Genomic DNA, 23,065 nt, shown 5'->3' on the forward strand with positions numbered 1-23,065 from the left:
TGTTTATAGTATAGCGCACCTTAGCCAGAGATAAAATCAGAAAAGTTTTCTTTATTCACAGTTATATAGCTACCTTGGTATGTCTCGATAAAGTTCTTTGGTGGACGGGCGTGCTTCTCTCCCCATTTGAATTCATAACCATGGATTGCTCCATCATACTCTTCAACATAATCAACTTCCCCACTACGGCGGTCTCTCCAAAAGAAATGATTTCGATACATCATGGAGTTTCCCAGGGACTTCATTCTTTCAACGATGCAAAAGTTCTCCCAAAGTGCCCCAATATCATCTCTTACCGGAAGCTGATTGAAACGACTAATAATAGCGTTACGCATTCCAAGATCGTAGAAGTATATCTTGTTTTTTTTGCCGATTTCATTTCTTGGATTCCGTGATAGAGGATAGAGCGTGAAAATAACAAAAGACTTCTCGAGCAAATCAAGATATCGAGAAATAGTGACTCTGCCTGTTTCAAGTTTCGTCGCTAATTCATTCAATGAAACTTCGTTCCCCACTTGCAGCGCTAATAATTGCAATAGATTTGTGAGTAGCTTTGGTTTTTTTACTTGTTCAAATTCGAGTACATCTCGGAAAAGGTAGTTGGAGGATATATTTTGCAGAAATAGTTCTGCGTCATGCCACCCGCGCTGAGTGAGCTCGGGATAACTTCCATAACGCAACATTGAGTCCAAGACGTTTGCCATCTCCCATGGCTCCTTCATTGCCGCAATTTCCCCATACGAAAATGGATAGAGATGGAATTCAACCGATCTGCCTGTTAGCGGTTCGCTAATCTTATTTGCCAAATCAAATGATGACGACCCTGTAGCCAGTAGTTGTAGTTCAGGAAATGTATCTTTGAGCAACTTCAGTGCTAAACCAATGTTTTCTACTCTTTGAGCTTCATCGAGAACAAAAAATGTGCCCTCCCCAAGGTATGCCCGCAATTGCGCAGCATTCTGTGATTCAAGCGCTTGACGCGTTTCCAGATTCTCGCAATTAATATACTTCCCCTTGCGGTCTTTCAGAATCTCTTTTGCCAGCGTGGTTTTGCCAACCTGACGAGGGCCATAAAGTATCGCTATTTTACCCTGCTCTAGCCAATGTTCAATTTGGGCCTTAATAGTACGTTTTATGAACATAATGTATGTATATATTACAATATAATCAGTTAATATGTAACTTACATGTACATTATATACACACAGAGATGAATGTCAAGTGTGTGCTTTCGCGCCACTAGCATTTTTCGCAGTGTAATGAAACTTCATTATACTAATCTTTCATACAGGTATAAAGAGTACCCGCAGAACCTGAACCACCACTTCCGAATGGAAACCCGACGCGCGTGTAGCCAGCAGGACAACCACTATTATAAATATTTACGACAGTCTTGCATGCCCGCGAACCTCCAGACAACGGAGCTCCAGTACTACTTATCAATGCCGAGCCACACCAAGATCCAACTGGGGCAGCATTACTGTCGACATAATCCTTGGTTGTGACTGTGGAGCCGGTGTCACCAGAAACCGTGCTTCGAGATGAAATCTTCCCCGCGGTGCCAATGTCAGTATTAGCAACAATACCGCCCAAAACAGTCACGCTACCGTTAAGATAAGATGCTCCGCTTACTCTCATTATTCCGTTAACTTCAAGCTTGTAAGACGGTGTTGTGTTCCCGATACCGACATTCCCCTGATACGTCGTAATCGTTTCTGTGTTATTAGAATAGAGATGCAATTTACTGCCAGCTCCTGAATTATAACCGATGTACATGTCTTTATCGATAGCGCTGTTCGTATTTTGCAGTACGCGCATGTTGGCATATTGATCGGCCGAGGAAAGATCGATTCCTTGCGCCGCACCAGTACCGCTTATAACAAGCTTAGCTGTAGTTGGTGAGTTTGTACCAATGCCTACATTCCCCGTACTTGTCACGAGAGCTGGTCCTTGGTCGGAGGAGAAATACCCTCCGTAACCACCTACCCCAGTCGCTTTGGCGTAAATTCCATATGTAGCTCCATTACTGATAACACCGTAGGAACCGGTATTTAGAACTCGAATTCCAACGGTGCCACTGCTGGATACTTCTAGCTTGGCATTAGAAAGTGTTTGTGTGCCAATACCGACATTGCCACCAAAATATGATTGACCATTGCCGTAGAAATCGTACCCGCCGCTACCCCCACCTTGCCCCATAACACCGTTGCCCGTACCGATACCTACTCCAAATACCCCGCTTACATTACTCATCGCATACACACCGTAGCTGTTACCACCCCTTACATCAAGCTTCGCAACTGGTCCGGGTGTCCCAATTCCAATATTTGTACCATCGTCATAGATGTTAGAATTAGCAATAGCGCTGGCAGAGCTGAATTTGGAAATGTATCCAGCAGAACCGCTTCCTGTTACAGTTCCTCCTCCACCGCCACCTGCCGGCGTCTGCCATGTGGCAAGACCCGCCGCATCGGAAGTCAAAACTTTGCCCGCGCCCGGGGTGCCACCAGTAATCTTGACTTGTCCTGCAACCTCAAGCTTCGCACCAGGTGTAATTGTGCCTATACCGACATTTCCGGTCGAGCCTTGCATTGTCGCAAAACTTTTACCTGCACCAGAAGCGTTAGCCGAACGGAAAATGATGTTGCCGGTTGCGCTCGGTGCGTTCACATAAGTGTTTGTCCCATCTGTAAGCATCGAATAGTCTACACCGCTTCTCCACCATGCAGAGTAGGAGCTCGGATATGATGGATGCGTACCCATAAAAGTGTTGCCGGCTGCACTAACATTACCCGTAGCCGTAATGTTACTACTTGAATTGATTGCACCGGAGACATCGAGTTTTGCGCCCGGTGAAGCGGTGCCGATACCGACATTTCCTCCCGTATCTGCTATCACCGTAGTGCCGCGCAGATAATTAATACCGTTGCCGAGATAATTGAAAGATGTTAAACCTGCCGTGGAATCTTTACCAGCCGGTAGTCTGACCTCGCCATAAGCAACTTCAAACTTTGCGTTTGGTGTCTGTGTGCCTATACCAACACCGCTTCCGTTGTCAAATATTATAGAATTGGTGAGTGCGCTTGTGCCCCATTTCGACAAGAAGTTGGTCGTGAGAGATCCGACTTTCGGATCAGTTTCTGACACGACACTGGCCCATGATGTCCTACAATCAGCATTTATACATAAACCGGTGCCGTTTATCGAACCGCCAACATTAAGTTTATGGGTTGAGAAGGGTGCGGATACTGCCGCATTGCCAGTGTTCGTATCTAACCTAAATCCATAATTCCCGCTTGTGTCGGTCAACCCTACTTGTGTAGTACCGAGCATACCTATATATGCTTGATCTGTAGTGTTGTTATTGAAGTAAAGCCCGGCCGCAGTACTGGCTCCTTTGCGTATACGCGACCAACCATAAACATCAAGCTTCGCCGTAGAGGGAGTTGTGCCGATGCCAATATTGTCGAGATAATAAGCTCCGCCGCTAATTGATACGAATGGTGATGAACCAGCAGGCCCTGTTGGGCCTGTCGCACCAGTCGGCCCGGTTGACCCTGCAGGACCGGTGGCACCTTGGGGACCGGTCGGCCCGGATGCCCATGTACCGTCTCCGCGAAGGAAGGTCGCCGCCGTAGCACCTGCGGGAAGTTTGGCGACAGTTACGGCGTTTGGAGCGATCTTAGCAGTAGTCACGCCACTATCTGCGAGAGAGAGCGCTGTCGCCACAGAAGACCCGTTTCCTGTGATTGGTGAGTTAGCAAACACAGTCGCAACTGGTGCTGACCAGCTACCGTCATAACCGAGAAATGTTCCTGCATTCTTTACGCCGGCCAGCTTTGCGATAGTAACGCTACCGTCTGCTATTTGCGCAGTTCCCACTCCGCTGTTTGCGATTCCGATTGTACCGGTTGTTGTAATAGTTCCGCCCGATAATCCTGTGCCGGCGGTTATACTTGTCACTCCGCTTGAAGCCGGCGTCTGCCAAGTCGCAAGTCCTGCGCCGTTGGATGTAAGCACCTTATTATTCCCCGGAGTACCGCCGTCAATTTTAATCTGTCCGGCAATTTCAACAATTCCGCTATTGTTATTCGTGATATTATTCCCCGATGTCGTCCATTGAGTTGTTGGAGTTGCCCAAGTACTATCACCTCGGAGAAAAGTTGTGTTGTTTGCTGTGCCACTGCCTAGGCGGGCAGTGGCCATAGTACCTGTTGTAATCTTGCTGGCGGGCAGTGCACCGACATAATATGGGACGAGAACACCGTTTCCGACTATTGTAGTTCCGTCGACAGCGACACTTGCGTATGGCCAAGCAGTGCGACAGTCGGTACCGAGGCACATTCTCGATGTAGATGCCGTACCTTTAACTTCGAAGCTGCCGGTCGTTGTGGCATTACCGGCTAGCATTGTATTGCCCGTAAACCACGAGTCACCGGAGACCAGGAACTTTTTACCGCCGTTATTACTGGTGCCGATACTCACATTGCCGGTAGTATTGTCAGAGTACAAGCCGGCAACAGGTCCGAGCATGACCACTGACCCATCTTCACTCACCGCACTGTCTGTCAGGCTTGTGCTTAGTGCGTCCCATTTGGCTAATTTATTCTGCGTCCCAGACCCGCCGACCGAGCCGGCGCCAACGGTTGAGAAACACGTACTGGCAGAACCCAAACAGATCTTGTTTGCGAGAATATCTCCGAAGACATCAAGCTTGAGATTCTGATTTATCTGTAGATCGGCAGCCGCATCGCGGGGTGCGTATACACTCGGCAGGCCTATAGTAGAAAGTCCGTTGTCAACCGACAAGCCGACAGGAACACCGGAGTCTGTTCCCACGCGGAGTCCGCCCTGCTTGGTCTGATCTGACGCGCCGCTAGAAATAGGTGCGTCTTTATCCGCGCCCGGCGGAGTTTGAGTAGGGCCAGTCCAAGCGAGCGCGGACGGAATTAGAGAATTAAAGAATATAAGAATTATTGGGAAAATTTTTAGGGCTTTAGTCATGAATTTATATATTATTGTAATTACTCTATTATATTCCTAAATTCTAAAATTCTTTAATTCTGTCTGTGTATTACTCATTCGCTACACGCAAGACTTCCTCTATGCTCGTTACGCCTTGTGCGGCTTTAAATATGCCATCTTCGAACATCGTAAGCATGCCGGCCGCACGGGCAGTGCGCTCCAAGTCGGCATCGCTCGCGTTCTTGATGATTAATTCTTTAATCGCCGGTGTCATCTTCATAATCTCGTGAATACCGACACGACTCTTATAGCCATCCGGGCAGTCTGGCGATGGCTTGGGGCGACAGAATTGGATTTTTGAAAAGTCATCGGTCGGGCCGACTATTTTCTCTTCTCGTAATTTTTGCAGTACGACATCGAGATTAATATGCTTCTTTAGTGACTCTATCTCGCCCGCCGTCAGCGTGTATTTCTCGTTGACGTGGTGCAAACGCCGCACCAAGCGCTGAGCGATGACCACGTTAAGGGTTGAGACGAGCAAGAACGGCTCCACCCCCATATCAATAAGCCTCGGCACCGCACCGGCAGCCGAGTTGGTGTGCAAAGTAGAAAGCACAAGATGGCCGGTCAACGCCGCATTGATGGCAAGAGATGCTGTCTCTTTGTCGCGAATCTCCCCCACCATTATAATATTCGGATCTTGGCGCATCAGGGCACGCAAACCGGCACCGAAGGTCAGGCCGATGTCGGGCTTAACCTGCGTCTGATTAACACGACCCATCTGATATTCGATCGGATCCTCTATTGTAGAAATATTTACGTCCGGTGTATTTAGCGTGTCTATCATCGTATAGAGCGTCGTCGTCTTGCCCGAGCCGGTCGGGCCGGTGGCCAGGATTATCCCCGTCGTTTGTCTCATTGCGTCGTGAATAGCTTCGAGCCCGGCGCCATGGAAGCCGAGCACCTCGAGAGTGAATCCCTTTGCTGTATCGGGAAGCAAGCGCATCACCACCTTCTCGCCGAAGTATGTCGGCAAGAGCGAAACGCGGAATGACACCTTCTGCCCAGTCTCGGCATTGTCGATTTTAAATCGTCCGTCTTGAGGCAAGCGCTTTTCATCTAGGCGCAGGTGCGAAAGCACTTTGATGCGCGCCACGATGCCGGAAGCGGCGGCGATTGGCAATATCATTGCGTCATGCAAGATACCGTCGATGCGATAGCGGATTACGAGCTGGCCCTCGAAAGGTTCGATATGAATATCCGACGCCTGCTGGAGAATGGCGTGCTCGAGCAAAGCGTCCACAATGCGCACCACCGGCACATCTTCTGCCAGCTTAGCCAGATCAGGATCAACTTCAGGGCCAGAGGTGAGTCCTCTGACATTTTCAGCGGCCGAGGTGAGTCCTCCGGTTTCAGCGGAGGTCTCTCCTCGGCCACCTATCTTCCTCGCCTCTGAACTTATAATACTGCCAAACTCGTCGCGCAAGCTTTTCTGATATTGGATAAGACCTCCTTTTATAGATTCTGTGTCTGTGAGCCGCGGTAAAATGCGCACACCCGTGCGCTTGGCGATGAACTCGATAGCCTCCACGTCTTGCGGATCAAGCATCGCTACCTCGATATTGTTGTCTTTATCTCTCGCGTAAGCGAGCACATTGTGTTTGCGCGCAATCGGTTCCGGGATTATTGCAAGCAGTTTCGGGTCTATCTTCTGACCCTTTAAAGATATGAATGGAATGCCGAAGAGGTACGCCTGCACACGGCGGAATTCGTCTTCGGTAATCTTACCTTCAGAAACTAAAACGTCGCCGACCGTTCTATCCTTCTCCTTTGCAAGTTTATCTGCCGCGTCGAAGTCGGCACCAGAGATCAAGCCGGCATCGAGCACGAATTGCTTGAGCTGTTTGGTGTCGAGTTGCATGAGATCGACACCGAGGTTCAACCTTTTTGATGCCTAAGGTTGAACCTCGGTGGCATTATTTGATAAGTACGATACGTTTCGCGCTAAATGAAGTGCTCGTGATATCCGCTCCGGCCTCCGCCGACACATTCATCCCCGCCTTCAAGTCAGCCAGTTTGATATTCTTCTCTAGAAACGGATTGAACTGCTCCCCCGCCTTCGGCACCGCTTGCAGATTTAGCTCTCTGCTTATCAGAACAGTTGCGCCGGAGACCTCAACTGTATAGGCCGTCGAAGCTACCTTCCCCGCCGTCGGGTCATAAGGAGGCTGTACGTCGAGCGTTAGTGAGTTGCCGGAAACCGCTATTATTTTACCCGAGACACTGGTAATACGAGTCGGTGCTGGCGGGATGACCCCAGATTGCTGTAAGTTCGCGCGCACCTCTTGCCGGGCATTGCCAGCCCCGTTTTCGTAGCCCATGGTATATCCCGCGACTCCGCCGAGTATCAACCCGACAATAACTCCTATTATTATTTCTTTTGTTGTATTCATGATTATTATTTATCGCTTGATGCAAGAAAATGCATAAGTTCTGGCCTCGTTGGCAAGCTGGGCATTATCTTTAATATTAAAGCTGATGGCTCCGGTAGTAACAATCTTCCAACCTGCTTCACACCCCTTCCCCGACATCGGTGCGATAAACGATGTCATGAAATCCCCGCTCGCAACCTTGGCCGCAATAACTGAATCAGGAATTTCACATGAAGTGGGTGTGCAGTATGTCTGCGGTTGTATAAATGCTGAAACCCCATACCCTGCAATCGAACCGGCAGGAAGTGAGTTGTAGTTAGCTATTGTTGCACCGGTGCCTGCAGGACCTTGCGGTCCGGCAGGACCAGCCGGGCCCATTGGCCCAACTGTACCGCCAGTTCCTCCTCCAGTGATCCCTAAATCGGTTAGCGACTTCCAGCTCGCCGTACCATCACCAAATGAAGCAAGGATTTTTGATGTTTGTCCGGTACTCAAACCTTCCGTACCATCAGCAATACGCACCTTGCCGCCGACTTCGAGCATGAGTTGAGGGGCGGTTTGCGCTTGTGCGGTTCCGATAAGAGAACTTACGGAAGCTGTTTGTTTTTGTGATTGCTGTTCATCTCCTCCAAATAGCGACGAGAACCATGAGCCGACCGAAGCCAACAATCCCTTCTTCTCGACATTGGCAATTGTTTTGCTTGCCGAAGCATTGATTGAGAATATATTACTCTCGCTAGCCGGAACAAGAGGATAACACACCCCCTTATACAGAAGGGTATCTAGACTGGTAGACACTCCCGGCACAAAACTAAAGATTGTGCCTGCGTCCAGTTGACCGCGACCCAATCCCATTGACCCCGGATTGTTGGTATATCCGGCAAAACATTTTGCATGGAGACCTGCAACCGCCGCATACCCATAGACTGAAGTGTTTGGCGCGACGACAGCGGGACCTTCTTGTGTAACAGGCGTATTGGTGTATGAGTGAACCGATGTGTACCAATCTTCAAACTTAGTATCATTTGGGGCGTGACAAATAGCGAGGGCTTTATGAGGTATTAAATCCCCGCCCGTATCTCGCATTTGGTCGAGAGTGGTCCAACCGGATGGACACGTTGCCCGCTCTTCTTGAACTCCACTGGCCCCTTTAACAACAACCATGCCCACGCCTCCGGGGACGTCCGCCCAAGTTGTAAGTCGGTGATTATTCGGTTCACAAATAGCATGCAGGTTACTGATATGCGCAGTGAAACTATCGAGTTTAGTCATTCCGGATGGGCACGCACTGGTAGAACTCATAAAGCCGAGGCCGGATGGAAGTGTCATCGTCTTTGGAGTCGGTGGTGCGTCAGTTGCCGTCATAGGTGGTAACACTGCCGGCGGGACCCCAGCCACTCCTGGCGACTTGCCGGTGGCAGATATAAGAACCTTGGCCCTAGCAATCACAGCCGTTCCATCTTTATCGCTTGCGGAGAAGTCTCCCCCGACACCACCAGGGCCACCACCTCTTCCAACGACACCAGCACCGCCAAGATTGTTATAACCCATGACACCGTAAGTATTGCCATGTCCCACTATGCCATAGTTTCCAGTACTTTCACCGCGTATAGCAGCGCCCTTATCCGCAGACACCTCCAAGCGTGCGTCCTTCGGCTTTCTGACACCAACACCGATCCTTCCGTCTACATAGAGGTTGGCTGGGTCGGTCGGCGCGTCTGCCACTTCCGCTCCATAAGCGCCATGGGCTTTCCTTACGGCTTCGGCTTTTGTTATGCCGATACTTATATAGACACACATGGCATAATCGTCTTGCGTTATGCGATTGTCACCGTCTACATCAAGCTCTGCGAATTCCACAGTAGTTGGAGTATACGTGCCAAGCAGGTAGTTAGTTACTTTTTGCTGACTTGTCGCCGCTCCTCCTCTGCAATTCCCCCCACCGCCACCTCCTCCGCCAAGTTCACTTAAGCTCTTCCAACTAGCATTCCCCGTCGCGTCAGATGCGAGTACTTTTTTATCGCCTTCGTTAATACCTGTAAATTTGAGCGGACCGCTTGTTACAAGAGCCATGGAACCGGGATATCCAGTGAAAGAACCAGCGGTTGAACCATTCCCACTGCTTACGCCTGAAATTGCGATGGAACCCTGTCCTGTTACCGTCGCATCAACGCCTCTGGCGTCCACACCGTTCGTTTCTGTAATAATTCCGGTAGCACTGCGAACATTACCGGTGTGTCTGATAGAAATACCAAGCGGTGATTTTACTCTGACTGAAGTGCCGATTTCTATCGCCCCCGGGTTTCCGGGAAAACTGTCGTATTGTCTCACCATCGAATCTCCAAGGACGCTACCGCCAACCCACTTAGGAAGATACCCTGGTGTACCACCGCCCGTAACGCCTGGTGGTGGCGGGGGGCAGTTGGTGCCTACACACTGTATTTTCGGTACGCAGATAGGCCTCCTTGTCGTCTGGTCGAAACCTTGAATCACTTTATCGACACCGCAATCGCCTATCGCAGTTAAGATGGTCGGTGTGTCCGCACTGATAGTGCCACTTGTTGTAATTTTGTTAGGATCGGCGCCGTTGCCAGTGAAGACGATACCGTTGCCTTTATTAAGTTCGCTGATGCCCGTATCGATAAAATCTCGCGTAACAAGATCAGACCATTTATTGATACAGTGCTGGTCGTCCGGCAAGCAGAGGCCAAGTGTCTTTATATTGCCTGCGACGTTGAAGAGCTGGGTGAAGAAGTTATTGTTATTATTGCCGACACCAGGATGGACAACTCCGTTATTGTCAGTAAATTCATAAAATAACGAATCACCGAGGTTTGTAGCACCGAACCATCTGGCAAGCCTGCCTGGTGTGCCTTGGCCGGTTAGGCCACTACCCCCTGGCGTAATGATAATACAGTCAGCTGTCTGACCTGTTGCGATTTGCTCGGGGGTACAGATATTGGTGTTCGTAATATGATTGCTAATCTGCGTCCAGTCATATTGAGTAAAGCTATTCGTGATGTTAGTTCCACCGCCACCGCCAGAAGGCCAATTGGGACCCGTAACACAATTTCCGATATGGTCCGCTCTGGTAACATCAAAAAAACAAAATTGACCACCAACCACTTTACTTGGCGTCAAAACACCGAATGGGTCGGTATTCATGTTCCCCACAATAACTCGCCCTTGTTTAACTTGTCCGGCAGGGCTAACATTAAGGGGTGCATCACAGCCCGAGTCGCCAGAAAGACAGCCCGGTGGCGTACGTAGTGGGCCAGTCCATGCCAAGACGACAATTGGGGCGACTAGTAGTATAAATAGAGCGAAAGTTTTTTTCATAAAAAAATTATTTATTATTTTTTAAAAGATTTTGTACTTGTTTAAGACTTAGGACGGGGTGGCTACTGGTATCGATATTAGAAGTTAATAGTTTTTTGCTCTCGGTTTCGCTTAAAATCGGCCCTTGTGTTTTGTTTTTAATATTGGTTCCTGCTTCCGGTGCGAAAGTAAGCTCATTATCTACCGCTTTTGGCGGGTTAAGGTATACATAAAGCCCGGTACTGCCGAGAAGCAGTAAGACGGTGATGCTTAATGCGACAAGCGGCCATCTTTTGTGAGTTGGCACCGACGGTTCATAAAGTTGTTCGAGTTCTTGACGCATTTTATTTACGATTTCGAGAATTAAACATCGCATCCATATTGTTGCGATATTTGGCGATAGTCTGCTCAAGCTGGGCCGCAGAGGCAGGGCTCCCCGGCTGATATGTCATCGTATTAGACGCGGGCACAGTATTCGCAGGCGCCGATTGTTTTAAAAGAACCATGGCGAAGATGCCAATTGTGCCAAGCACAAGTAAAACCAACGCACACACGATAAAAATAATTTTCGCTCGCGTACTCACGCTATTCATTATACTAGAGGTGCGCTGTTTAAAACAGGTATTTGACTGTTGATAACTTTGTATGGTAGTATATTATGTCTGTCCGTCGGTATCCGAACGGACATTTCTTTTATAAAATAATGAATACCGAGGTTCAACCTTGAGCATCTTAAAGGTTGAACCTCGGTACCCACAAATTATGTTCGACATGAAAGCAATGACGGGTGCGCTAACACAGCTCGAAGAAGAGCGCGGCATCCCTAAGGAGAAGATTATAGAGGCTATCGAGCTGGCCCTAGCCGCCGCGTACAAGAAAGATTACGGCAAGAAGAACCAGATAATCCGCGCGCACTTCGATATCACGACCGGCGCCCTGCAATTCGAGCAGGTCAAGAAAGTGGTGGATGAGTCGGTGCTAAAAGGCGAAGATGAAGAAGACGAGGAAGAGACGGAGGGTGATTCGCCAGCCGGCGAAAAGAAAGTCCGCTTCAATGAAGACCATCACATCATGCTCGCCGATGCGAAAATTATGAAGAAAGACGCCCAAGTTGGCGATGAATTGGTCTTCCCCTTGGACGACAAAGAAGACTTCGGCCGTATTGCCGCCCAGACAGCCAAGCAAGTCATCATTCAGCGTATTCGTGAAGCAGAGAGAGTCTCTATATTAGGAGAGTATGCCACCAAGGCCGGCGACATAGTCCAAGGCAAGGTCCAACAGATGGAGCGTGGCAACGTCTTCGTCGACCTCGGCCGAGCCGTCGGCATCCTCCCCTATGACGAGCAGATACCGGGCGAGCATTATCGCCAAGGCGAAAGAATAAAAGCATATCTTGTTCGCGTCGAGGAAGGCCCGCGCGGTGTTACCCTTCGCCTTTCTCGCTCGCATCCGCAATTTATTACTAAACTTTTCGAAATGGAGGCGCCAGAGATCGCAAGCGGTACCGTGCTTATTACAAACGTCGCCCGTGAAGCCGGTTCCCGCTCCAAGATTGCCGTTAAGGCGACAGACCCGCACATTGACCCTGTCGGCTCGTGCGTCGGCCAGCGCGGCGTCCGCGTCTCAACGGTCATCAGCGAACTCGGTGGCGAGAAGCTAGACATTATAGAGTGGTCGCCGATACCGGAGCAGTTCATCAGCAACGCCCTCTCCCCCGCAACTGCATCGAGCATTCAATTATTCCCAGAGACTAATGAGGCGAAAGTAGAAGTCGCCGCCGACCAGTTCTCCCTTGCTATCGGCCGCGGAGGCCAGAACGTGCGCCTCGCCGCCAAGCTTACCGGCTGGAAGATAGACATCAGCTCGCCGGATATGCCGAAGCCGGAAGCCGTCGAAGCGCCTGCAGTTGCAGAATAAAAAAACGGAATTTAAGAATTTTGGAATTAAAGAATATTCTGAAATTCTCAAATTCCTTAATTCTAAAATTCTGTCAAAAGCCATGAATCAAAAAACTCCCGTTGGTCCAATAATTGGTTCCGGCATAGTTGTATTGGTGCTCGTCTTCGGCGCGGCGAGTCTCATAAGCAAAGTCTTCGCCGAGCGTGCGCACCCGACCGTTTTGCCCACCATCACAGAATACCAGCGCATAGATGAGACAGCCTCCACCTCACCGGCGAGACGGTAGCAATTCTGGAACAGGGTGACGATTTGTGGTAAGATCGGGACATGAAAGCGCCGGATGAAACCTTACAAAAATTAAGAGAATATTTTGAAAAGCGTGATGACGTTGTTTTAGCTTACCTCTTCGGTTCGCAGGCAAAGGGGACAGCGACACCTCATCGGTCGGACTATGACATCGCCGTTTATTTCGCGACCCCGTCCGGGACATTCGAATATGAAGCTGAAACTGGTGAATACCAGACCGAGAGTGCGATCTGGAGCGACTTGGAATCAATTACACATGAAGATATTGATCTTGTGGTTCTTAATCGGGCGCCTGCCTCTGTGGTCTTTTCCGCTATAAACGGGACCGAGGTTCTTGCAGAAAAAGATCGCGACCTTTTTATGAAGTTACTTCTCAAGAGCAGTGCCGATGCTGAAGACTACGCCGAGATGGTGCGCGATTACGCCGAGATAGCCGCAAGGTCCAGATCGCTAAGCCCGCAAGACATTCTCCGTTTAGAAAAAATCATGACATTCATGGGCAACGAAATGATCTTGCTCGAACAATATGGCGCAATCAGCCAGATCGAATTTCAACAGGATCCGCGGGCTAGGCGAGTGCTTGAACGCTCCGTCGAAATGCTCGTCAACGCAGGGCTTGATATTGCCAAAATATTGCTCGCTTCCGGCCGAAGAAACATTCCGGACAAGTATGCCGAAGTAATGAAGAATCTTGGATATCTGGATAATTTTGACAATGACACCGCCTTGTGGCTGTCACGTTCCGCAACGCTCCGCAACATTGTCGCGCATGAATATCTCGATCTTGAATATACAAAGATAACCACCTTCCTGACGGGGAAAGAAAAGTATTTTACTTACTTAATGCAATACGCGAAAGAGGCGGTCCGAAAACAGAGAGAAGAAAAGTAGCGCGTAGCCATTTGCAAATTTGGCGGGGGGGGGTAGAATGGATGTATTAATGCGTAATAAATTTTCTATGAAAAAATATTTGGCGGGTCTGTTAATGACAGGCCTTGTTTTTGTTGCCGGTGCCGGTCTGGCGCAAGCCTCGACGTTAACTGACATGCAGGCACAAGTATCTAACATTTTGACTCAAGTCCAACAGTTACCGAGCGACACGATTGCCCAACTTCAGCTCAAAGTTTCGCTTCTCACTGGCGCGCTTGGACTCCAGCGACAGGTGAACACGTTGATCCAACATGAATCTTCCACGATCAGCGCACAGACAGCGCAACAATCCGTTGATTGGAGATCACAGAATGCTTCACAAAATATCCCCATACTTTCATCTTTATCACCTACTTCAGGGGTAGTTGGAACAAGTGTCGCCATACAAGGGGAAAATATTGCCGTGTATGATCGTATTATTCTTCTTGGCGGACAAGCCGGATTGTCTTATGGAGTAGCGAGATACCGAGGTGAAGCGACTATATACAGGGGTGTTGCGGGCGGAATGGGTCAAGGTGCAAGTGGATCATTTTTTTACTTCATTATACCGACACAAGGTACTATCGGGGGTTGTACCGGCTGTGCACCCGCACCGATAGTTACTCTTCCGGCTGGTGTATATGATGTGAGGGTTGAAAAGTCGGGATATACCGGCTCCGGGCCAACAAGCAATTCTATGCAATTTCAGCTAATTGATACCGTAGCACCGACACCAAATGTGGTTATCTCGCCAGCCAATCCTTCAATTTCTATTTCATCCCCTGTCGCCGGCCAGACTTATTACAACGGTGAGAAAGATGTTATCTCAAACATTCAGTGGTCAACGTCGAACTTCGGTGGCATGAGTGTTTCTATTGTGTTAGATGGACCGGCAATTCATAAAGTTCTCGCCGACACTATTCCAAACACGGGAAACTATACTTGGCATTCAGACACAACACTACCTAGTGGAAATTACACGATTCGCATCATAGGCGTTGTGCCGGGGTCAGAAAAGGGTCCGTTCGGTGAGGCCACAACTGCATTCTACTTAAACACCTATGTGCCCGCACCAACAATTTCTGTTATTTCGCCAACAACTGGAAATGTATTAAGTAATGGTGAAAAAGCTGTCATTACGCATGTCCAATGGACGACATCTAATTTCAATGGGTTAAACGTCAGTATTGTTTTGGAAGGAAGTGGTAACGGAATCTATAAAACCATCGCGAACACTGTTCCAAACACTGGCACTTACGCGTGGGCAACAGACTCGACAGTTCCCAGTGGCATTTATAGACTACGCCTCATGGGTGTAGTTCCCAACTCGGAGAAAGGCCCATTCGGCGAGGCCTACAGCGGATATTTTACAATCACCACACAAACAGCGAGTATCCAGCCAACCCCGCTAGTTAACTATGATTTCAATGTTTCTATGGATGGTACTCCTAACTATGGCGGAATAATAGAAGTCGAAGCAGGAAAAAGTATTCATAAACAAGTTCGGTTTACAGTCGCCGGCAATCGTTCGCAGATAGTTGTTCCGACAGACAGCATACACACTACCTATATAAACGAAACAATGCCTAGGATTTCGTGGGACAGGAGCGAGTACAGCACGACTGAAGGAGGTGATATCGGAACGCTTACAATATCGACCGCGGGGGTCATTCCGGGACTTTCAGTAAGTGTTACGCATTCATTTAACGGGCGAGTATCAGGATCTAAGCAGATTTGGTATACACTTCGAGTGAAGAGTCCGTCTGCCACGATCCAATAGGGCGGTTTGCTACCCTATTAATGGTTGTGGTAAATCTGGTCAACATCGGATGTTGACCAGATTTCAGTCCCCTCTCCTTCGGAGAGGGTTAGGGTGAGGTGGTATTGGATGTCAGCGCGAAGTTATTTTTCGCGTAATTGTACAAATTGCGAATGTCTGTGCCTACGTCCGGTGAACCTAACGCTATTATTGCTATTGGATGAGAGACACCGTTGTTTTGCAGATTAAACAATGCCACCATCGTCTCCTCCGCTGCGATAGTTTTACCGATTTTGCCACCAATGAAGGCCGGGTCGCCGGCGAAGATGTTGAAGTTCTGCAGATCACCGAAGTCTGGCGCATCATAGGCGGTCGTCTTAAGTGTACCAGCCGATAATTTCAAAACAAAGCTTCTATTCGTATACAAGAATTTAGAAAGCTGGAAGAGATCTTCTGCGCTCGAAGTGTTGCCAGAGTCTCCACCGAACGGGTCGGTGAAGTGAGTGTGCGTCATGCCAATAGCCAATGCCTTTCTGTTCATATTATTCACGAAGCTATTACCTGGCATTAGGTGTGCGAGCGCGACTGCCGCCTCATTCGATGACTCTTGCAAGAGCGGATAGAGAAGCTCGTAAGTGGTGTACTCCCTGCCGGCTTCAAGACGCGGGATAGAAGTCGTCGCCAGCATCTCTTTTGTGATTTCTACTTTTTTATCAAGATTTATATATTCTGCGGCGGTAAGCGCGGTTACAAGCTTTACTACAGAGGCTATCGGCACGACTTCTGTTTTCCCTTTCTCGGTAAAGACGAAGTTGTTGGTCAGATCGGCGACGAGGTACTGTCGCGCCTTCACCTGCGGCGGGCGGAAAGCGTAGCTTGAGTTATCGCCAGAGAACGACGCTTCATACACCAAAACCGGCATATTCACTTTTACCAAGTCATAAACTTTCTTGGCGTCATCAGTGTTGAGACGGATACAACCGCCGGAATAGGTCGAGGCGACCGGCGTGCCGTCCTCATGATACGGCCAGCCGTGGATGAAGAAGTTGCCTTGGAAGACCATGCTCCATGGCTGATAAACACTGCCGAATGTCGAGAAATGATTCTTCTCTTTCGTTTCTATTTTATAAATCCCTGCCGGCGTCTCCCACCAAGAACCGGGCTTGCCTTTGGTCAAAATTGGCACTTCCAGAACAGCTACGCCGTCTTGATAGACGTCGAGCTTCATTGTCGTTAAATTCGCCTCAATAAAGCTGGTCTTGGCGTCTACGAAAGCTTTACGCGCATCGTCGAAATATTTGGCATTGCCAAGCGCAGAATATGAGCCGTACTGGAAGTCGTTATTCTCGCCGGTCAGTTTATTCACAAATTCCGGCAGTCGCACAGAATAGTTCGCGCTCAATATCCCCTCGCGCACAAGTCCGCGCGAAAGCGCAATGACGCCAATAGCCATGAGTCCCAGTATGATGAGCGAGGGCCCAGCCGGCACCTCGCGGTAATACCATTTGTTGAGCCAATCTGACATGATTACCCTATTCGTATCCCCGTCTTTTTAATTTCGTAGGCCAACTCGTTATTGGGATCGGCAAAACTTTCTTCATCAAAGCCGACGGGTTCTATGCTATTTTTCACATCCTCGGTTCTACGCCCGTGCCACAGGAATGACAGTGCGTCGGTTGTACGAAAGAGCGGCGAAACCACACACACATCTACGTCGCTCCATTTGTTTGTATTCCCTTTTACATATGATCCGAACAAGTACGCGGCCGAAATCGGAACTCTGTTTCCTTCAAGATAACGCACGTACGCCGATGCCCGACGTCGAGCACCAAGTTGCTTGATTTTATTTTTTATCTGATTGATGACAACCATATGAACATTTGTTTAGACTTCTCGAAGTATTCTGTAAAATACTCTTTGGTAACCTTTTTATAAAATGCCTGTTTATACTCGGGATACCTACCGGCAATATTAAAAGTGTTGATCTCTTGCAAATCCGAAAGCTGGCTTGGAGTAAGCTTCAACTCGGCGATAAGCGCCAACTTCTCGAGGTCATGCGTATATGGCTGGTGGTCATTGATTTTCAAAATAACACATCGTTTAAGTACACACTCGATAGCCAAATGACAATAAAAAAGTGCGTCGGAATAGTGCCCGAGCGTTTGCAATCCCTCCGCCACTTTCCATTTTTCACCCGCATACTCAAGCCAAACCGCGGCAACTTTTTCTTTATCGAACTCCATGAAGCAATAATACCATAAAGTGATCGAAACATAAAACGCCCTTTATGGTCTGACCTTTTCCCCACCATCCCCTTGCAAATTTACAGGGGGGGGTAGAGTGGGACGCATATAAGATAATTTTTCATAAACTATGACAAGCGAAAATTATACGCTTCCCGACGAGGAGGTACAAAAAGCGGAAGAAAGTTTAACCCCGGACCAGGCAAGTGCCTCTCGAATACGCGAAGAATCTTTTAGAGAATTAGAGAGCATTTTTCACAAACAGGGTATCTCTTTGGAAAATCTACGCGATATTGATCTCACTGTTGAACAGGCAGTTCAGTTTGGTCTCACCAATCTCAAAGGAAGCATTAATGGCCATAAAATATTAGTGGCCTGTACCGGCTCTGGTGCGGATCTTGCCTTTTTCGAAGGTAAAGTCGATGGGCTAACACTGAACTACGAAACCGGTTGTGAATTTGTAAGGAAATACGCACCAGTAGTGGAATATTTGGCAAAATACAACAAGAGTTTGGACTTTTACCGCTCTGTAATAAAACGAGAACAAGAGTCATTTAACGATCAACAAAAAATAGAGGTCATTCTGAAAGATATTCTCTAGGTATTTGGTACCCAAGCCGACGAGGTTGAACCTCGTCGGCTTTTGATTTTGTTTCAAAATTGGTGTACAATAGCTTGTTTATAAAATAACAAAAAGGTTCAACCTTTTAGGTGCTTAAGGTTGAACCTTAGAAAACGAATGAAAACAGAAATTAAGACTATCGGGGCTTCGCTTATCGAGATCACGGGCGAGGTGCCGAGTGAGACACTCGAGACTTATCGCAAAAAGGCGGTGGCTCATTTGGCCGGTGAGGTGAAGATTGATGGCTTCCGCGATGGCAAAGTGCCGGAATCGGTACTTAAACAGAAGGTTGGCGAGTCTGTAATACTCGAAGAAATGGCAGAAATGGCTATTCAGGAGGCTTATCCGAAGATTATTGAGGAGAATAAACTCGATACTATCGGCCGACCGAAGGTCAAGATCACCAAGCTCACCCCGGGCAACCCGATGGCCTTTACCATCGAGACTGCCGTGATGCCGGAGATTAAATTGCCGGATTACAAGAAAATAATTCACGATACGAAAGAGGAGTTCGCGAAGAAAGATGTCGTAGTGACCGACACAGAGGTAGAGACGGCGATACAGGATATCTTGAAACGAAGGGCGGAGTTCGAAGCTCGGAGCTCAAAGGAAACTGCCGATTCGAGTTCCCCAACTCCTAACTCCAAACTCCTAACTCCTCCCGTTTTGACGGATGAAATTGCAAAAACGCTCGGCAAATTCGAGAATGTCGCTGAATTCAAAGCCAAGCTCAAAGAGAATATGGCAGAAGAGAAGAAGACCGACCACGAAGTGTCAATGCAGAGTGCCTTCGTCGAAAATGTGGCCGATAAATCGAAGCTCGAACTGCCGGAACTCTTAGTAGAATACGAATTGAACCGCATGTGGAGGCAATTTAGCGGCCGTATTGAGGAGGCGGGATTAAAAGTCAGTGATTATCTGGCGCAGACCAAGAAATCGGAGGAGGATATCAAGAAAGATTGGCGAGGCGAGGCCGAGAAAAGAGCAAAGGCCGAGCTCGTGTTGCGCGAGATTGCTAAGACCGAAAAAATCGAGATTAAACACGAAGAGATAGAGGCCGACGTCAAGAAAATCATGGAGATGTACAAAGACGCTGATCTGCAAGCGACGCAGAATTACGTGGCAGAAAATCTGCAGAATAAAAAGCTCTTCGAACTTTTTGCGAGTTTCTAAAAACTACCTGCCCGCCAAAAGCCCGAGCTTAAGGCGATGGCAGGCGGGAAAACTACTAACTAAAAACTATTTATGTTAATCCCAACCGTTATCGAGAAGTCCCCATTCGGCGAGCGCGCGTATGATATTTATTCGCGTTTACTCAAGGACCGCATTATCTTCGTCGCCGATGTCGTTGACGATCATCTTGCAAATATTGTGACCGCACAGCTTCTATTTCTAGAATCCGAGGATGCCAAGAAAGACATCACGATGTACATCAACTCCCCCGGCGGCTCCGTCACGGCCGGCCTCGCCATCTACGACGTGATGCAACACGTGAAGCCCGACGTCTCTACCATCTGCGCCGGCATCGCGGCATCCATGGGCGCCTTCCTCTTATCCTCGGGCAAGAAAGGCAAACGCTTCGCCCTCCCCAACTCCGAAGTGATGATCCACCAAGTGATGGGCGGCACCGAAGGCCAAGCCTCCGACGTGGAGATTCACGCCAAGCATATCTTGAAAACCAAAGCACGACTGAACAGCATTTTAGCCAAGAACACCGGCCAGTCCATCGCCCAGATTGAGAAAGACTCCGACAGAGACAACTTTATGTCCGCCGAAGAGGCCAAGAAGTACGGCCTGGTGGATGAAGTCCTGAAGCAGAAGTAAACTTCCTATAATAAAAATCAACACCGAGTGTTGATAAATAAGGGCATTACGGCTAGCGGAGGTTGAACCTCCGCTAGTTTCGTTTAGTGACAGGGGCGGCTATTTCAGTGAGGCATATCGAGCAGACTTGTCGGAAAGTAGGGTAAAACGTCCTCATCTCTTAACAAGATCGTTTCATCGGAAGCCTTGGTTAAACCGAATGACTGCCCCTTTGACACGCCGACATATACAACCTTCTTATGTAAAGAACGCACCTCTTCAACCGCGGGAACCAAATCAGTATCCGAACTTAACAGATATGCAACATCATAGCTGTCATTAATCGCAAAGCGAATCATCTCAACTGCAACGCGAACGTCAACACCTTTCTCATGAAAGCTCTTGTCTGGATGTTGTATAAGGTTTCCGAGCACGACCGCAATATTTTGTTGTTGTAATTTAGCAAGTAATTTTTGTTGACTTGCATACAGTTTTTCAGATTTCTCTCTATTTTGTCCGTTTTGCCTCTTCACCGCACCGATATAATATCTCATGTCGACGAGTACCTGATTCTTGATTAGATGTTCTGCAAATTTTTGATATTCAAAATCAAGCAAACTTACCAGCCCAATTTTACCAAAGGTAATATCCTTGAGTTTGTAGTAAAAATTATTACCATCTATGAATATCAAGGCACGATTTTTGAGTGTATCTTTCATATAACTAAAACTGCCGTCCTGGTTTTCACCAAGAAGGCAGTGGGATTAACGTGACGCAAGTATAGCCTACGTAAACCCAAAAGTCAACTTGTCTGTTGATAACCCAGAACAGACTTATTCTATCATGAAAATTTATTCCTTTCTAGAAATATGTTCCCGATCACAATTTTACAATCCGCGCGAACTCTGGTATATTGAGTGTGTTCGATATTATAATTTATTTTCGCTTTATCGCTTCTCGCAGTTGCAAACAGACATGTGTACAAAAACTCTTATTTCTAGGCTTATTTTAGGAATACTGTCGAAACGACCAATACTGGTCGCATAGCTTGCAAAGGCTCGTGGCGTGAGGCGCACGCACTATGTCAACCAAATTACTGTTACTCTTGCTCGGAGGGGGCGGAGCTGTTGGTATTCTCATCGGTTATCTCATTCGCTGGGCGGTTTCGCTCACCCAGAAGGCGTCTACGGAGCTCGCGGTTAAGCAAGCTTTGCTCGACGCGCAGAAGGACGCGCAGAAGATCATTGCTGACGCGCAAAAAATAACGATTGAGGCAGAAAAGAAAGCAGAAGTAATCACGAACGACGCCAAGAAAATCGAGGCGGAGGCGAAGCGTGCCGAAGCCGATGTAAAACGAGCAGAGGCAGAAAGTAAGAATGAATTAAAGAAGCTCGAGGAGCGCTTGGTAAAGAAAGATGAGACCTTGGACAAACGCCAGTCTGATATCGATAAAGAAGCCGAAGCGATTAAAGAAAAAATTGTCGAGGTCAAGAATATCAAAGAGAACGTTAAGAAGCTTGAAGAAGACAAATTAAAAGAACTCGAGAAGGTAGCCAAACTTTCGCAAGAAGAGGCCAAAACGGTCATAATGCACGACATCGAGGCCAAGTATGAAGGCGACTTCCTCTCTCGAATGCAAAAATTGGAGCGTGACGGCAATGAACGCTTGGACCATAAGGCCAAGGACTTGCTCGCGAATATCATCCAGCGTGTGGCATCTTCGACAGCATCAGACGTCATGACGACGACGGTGCAGATACCGTCTGATGACCTGAAGGGTAAGATAATTGGTAAAGAAGGACGCAATATCCGCGCCTTCGAACGTGCCGCAGGCGTTGACTTAATCATAGACGACACGCCGGGTACAATAGTTATCTCTAGCTTCGACCCTATTCGCCGAGCGATTGCAAAATATGCGCTTGAGGCTCTTATATTGGACGGCAGAATTCAACCGGCAAAGATTGAGGAGCAAATCGAGAAATCGAAAGCGGAAGTTAATAAAATAATCAAAGAAAGCGGCGAGAAGGCAGCGTATGAAGCGGGTGTAATCAATCTCGACCAAAGGATCTTGCTTATCCTCGGCCGTTTGCACTTCCGCACAAGCTACGGTCAGAATGTTTTGACCCATTCGGTAGAAATGGCGCACATTGCGGCAATGTTGGCCGAAGAACTCGGAGGCGATGTAGCTATCGCCCGCGCCGGAGCCCTGCTCCACGACATCGGTAAGGCAGTTGATCATGAAGTGGTCGGCACGCACGTGGAGATTGGCCGCAGAATCTTGCAAAAGTTCGGCGCCGATGAGCGCATCATTAAGGCGATGCAGTCGCATCATGAAGAATACCCTTACGAGACAATAGAATCTATCATTGTGCAGACGGCTGACGCTATCTCTGCCGGCCGCCCGGGTGCTCGCCGCGACAGCGTAGAGAACTACCTTAAGCGTTTGCACGACCTAGAAGACCTTGCAACGTCATTCAAGGGCGTAGAAAAGGCCTATGCCATCCAAGCTGGCCGCGAGGTACGCATCTTCGTCACCCCGGACCAAGTGAGCGATATTGAGGCTAAGACTATGGCCCGCGAGATCGCGACAAGAGTGGAACAAGAGCTCAAATACCCAGGAGAAATCAAGGTCAACGTTATCCGAGAGCTCCGCGCCGTCGAATACGCAAGATAATTCAGAACAGAATTGAAGAATTTAGGAATCTGGGAATTTTAGGTCTTTAATTCCTTAATTCTCTAATTCCTAAATTCTGTCCAAGCTGTTCACAGCTTCCTTGCGCTAAAATATGGCTTAATATATACTGGCCTT

Annotated in this window: 19 protein-coding genes; 8 read left to right on the forward strand and 11 right to left on the reverse strand. The window is 48.3% G+C overall.

Going from position 1 to position 23,065, the window contains the following annotated elements; all coding sequences use genetic code 11:
• Window positions 1–20: 20 nt before the first annotated feature.
• From WC764_01910 to WC764_01940, 7 genes are all read right to left on the reverse strand, one after another.
• Complete coding sequence (locus WC764_01910) at window positions 21–1,142, reverse strand: ATP-binding protein (protein ID MFA6006465.1); 1,122 nt, start codon at window positions 1,140–1,142, stop codon at window positions 21–23.
• A gap of 133 nt (window positions 1,143–1,275) precedes the next feature.
• Entirely contained in the window at window positions 1,276–5,004 is a 3,729-nt protein-coding gene (locus tag WC764_01915) for a collagen-like protein (GenBank protein ID MFA6006466.1), read from the reverse strand.
• A 70-nt stretch (window positions 5,005–5,074) separates the two neighbouring features.
• Window positions 5,075–6,886 (reverse strand): GspE/PulE family protein, encoded by a 1,812-nt coding sequence (locus WC764_01920; protein MFA6006467.1) that lies wholly within the window; start codon window positions 6,884–6,886, stop codon window positions 5,075–5,077.
• Between the two features lie 55 nt (window positions 6,887–6,941).
• Complete coding sequence (locus WC764_01925; protein MFA6006468.1) at window positions 6,942–7,418, reverse strand: hypothetical protein; 477 nt, start codon at window positions 7,416–7,418, stop codon at window positions 6,942–6,944.
• Between the two features lie 9 nt (window positions 7,419–7,427).
• Window positions 7,428–10,736, reverse strand: a complete 3,309-nt coding sequence (locus WC764_01930) for a hypothetical protein (GenBank protein MFA6006469.1) — start codon at window positions 10,734–10,736, stop codon at window positions 7,428–7,430.
• 7 nt (window positions 10,737–10,743) lie between these two features.
• Window positions 10,744–11,058, reverse strand: coding sequence for a hypothetical protein (locus tag WC764_01935; GenBank protein MFA6006470.1), 315 nt, complete (start codon window positions 11,056–11,058; stop codon window positions 10,744–10,746).
• A 1-nt stretch (window position 11,059) separates the two neighbouring features.
• Complete coding sequence (locus WC764_01940; protein ID MFA6006471.1) at window positions 11,060–11,299, reverse strand: hypothetical protein; 240 nt, start codon at window positions 11,297–11,299, stop codon at window positions 11,060–11,062.
• 178 nt (window positions 11,300–11,477) lie between these two features.
• Between WC764_01940 and nusA the strand changes: the two genes are divergently transcribed.
• The 4 genes from nusA to WC764_01960 all read left to right on the forward strand — a co-directional run bounded on the left by nusA (window position 11,478) and on the right by WC764_01960 (window position 15,609).
• Window positions 11,478–12,632, forward strand: coding sequence for a transcription termination factor NusA (gene nusA, locus WC764_01945; GenBank protein ID MFA6006472.1), 1,155 nt, complete (start codon window positions 11,478–11,480; stop codon window positions 12,630–12,632).
• Between the two features lie 82 nt (window positions 12,633–12,714).
• A complete protein-coding gene (locus WC764_01950; GenBank protein MFA6006473.1) occupies window positions 12,715–12,900 on the forward strand; it encodes a hypothetical protein in 186 nt (61 codons plus the stop codon).
• 41 nt (window positions 12,901–12,941) lie between these two features.
• Complete coding sequence (locus WC764_01955) at window positions 12,942–13,811, forward strand: HepT-like ribonuclease domain-containing protein (protein MFA6006474.1); 870 nt, start codon at window positions 12,942–12,944, stop codon at window positions 13,809–13,811.
• A 67-nt stretch (window positions 13,812–13,878) separates the two neighbouring features.
• The gene (locus WC764_01960) at window positions 13,879–15,609 is read left to right on the forward strand and encodes a hypothetical protein (protein ID MFA6006475.1); all 1,731 of its coding nucleotides are present in this window, start codon (window positions 13,879–13,881) and stop codon (window positions 15,607–15,609) included.
• An 88-nt stretch (window positions 15,610–15,697) separates the two neighbouring features.
• On the opposite strand, the gene WC764_01965 is transcribed toward WC764_01960, so the two are convergent.
• From WC764_01965 to WC764_01975, 3 genes are read right to left on the reverse strand one after another with little or no spacing between them, the layout of a single operon-like run.
• Window positions 15,698–17,113 carry a L,D-transpeptidase family protein gene (locus tag WC764_01965; protein ID MFA6006476.1) on the reverse strand — a complete coding sequence of 472 codons (1,416 nt, stop codon included), beginning with the start codon at window positions 17,111–17,113 and terminating at the stop codon, window positions 15,698–15,700.
• Window positions 17,114–17,115: 2 nt separating this feature from the next.
• Entirely contained in the window at window positions 17,116–17,460 is a 345-nt protein-coding gene (locus tag WC764_01970) for a nucleotidyltransferase domain-containing protein (protein MFA6006477.1), read from the reverse strand.
• A complete protein-coding gene (locus WC764_01975) occupies window positions 17,439–17,831 on the reverse strand; it encodes a HEPN domain-containing protein (GenBank protein ID MFA6006478.1) in 393 nt (130 codons plus the stop codon). Before WC764_01975 ends, WC764_01970 begins: the two co-directional genes overlap by 22 nt.
• A 130-nt stretch (window positions 17,832–17,961) precedes the next feature.
• Between WC764_01975 and WC764_01980 the strand changes: the two genes are divergently transcribed.
• The 3 genes from WC764_01980 to clpP all read left to right on the forward strand — a co-directional run bounded on the left by WC764_01980 (window position 17,962) and on the right by clpP (window position 20,277).
• Window positions 17,962–18,432, forward strand: a complete 471-nt coding sequence (locus tag WC764_01980) for a hypothetical protein (GenBank protein ID MFA6006479.1) — start codon at window positions 17,962–17,964, stop codon at window positions 18,430–18,432.
• Between the two features lie 138 nt (window positions 18,433–18,570).
• Window positions 18,571–19,626, forward strand: a complete 1,056-nt coding sequence (locus WC764_01985; protein MFA6006480.1) for a trigger factor — start codon at window positions 18,571–18,573, stop codon at window positions 19,624–19,626.
• 72 nt (window positions 19,627–19,698) lie between these two features.
• A complete protein-coding gene (gene clpP / locus WC764_01990; GenBank protein MFA6006481.1) occupies window positions 19,699–20,277 on the forward strand; it encodes an ATP-dependent Clp endopeptidase proteolytic subunit ClpP in 579 nt (192 codons plus the stop codon).
• 104 nt (window positions 20,278–20,381) lie between these two features.
• Here the strand turns inward: clpP and WC764_01995 are convergent, their stop codons facing one another.
• On the reverse strand, window positions 20,382–20,975 hold the full coding sequence (locus tag WC764_01995) for an NYN domain-containing protein (GenBank protein ID MFA6006482.1): 594 nt from the start codon (window positions 20,973–20,975) through the stop codon (window positions 20,382–20,384).
• A gap of 362 nt (window positions 20,976–21,337) precedes the next feature.
• On the opposite strand from WC764_01995, the gene rny reads away from it, so the two are divergent.
• Window positions 21,338–22,930: a ribonuclease Y gene (gene rny / locus WC764_02000; protein ID MFA6006483.1), complete on the forward strand. Its 1,593-nt coding sequence runs from the start codon at window positions 21,338–21,340 to the stop codon at window positions 22,928–22,930.
• Window positions 22,931–23,065: the final 135 nt, after the last annotated feature.

It is taken from the genome of Candidatus Paceibacterota bacterium, from assembly GCA_041660505.1.
GTDB lineage: Bacteria > Patescibacteriota > Minisyncoccia > Phycocordibacterales > JACRKE01 > JBAZWG01.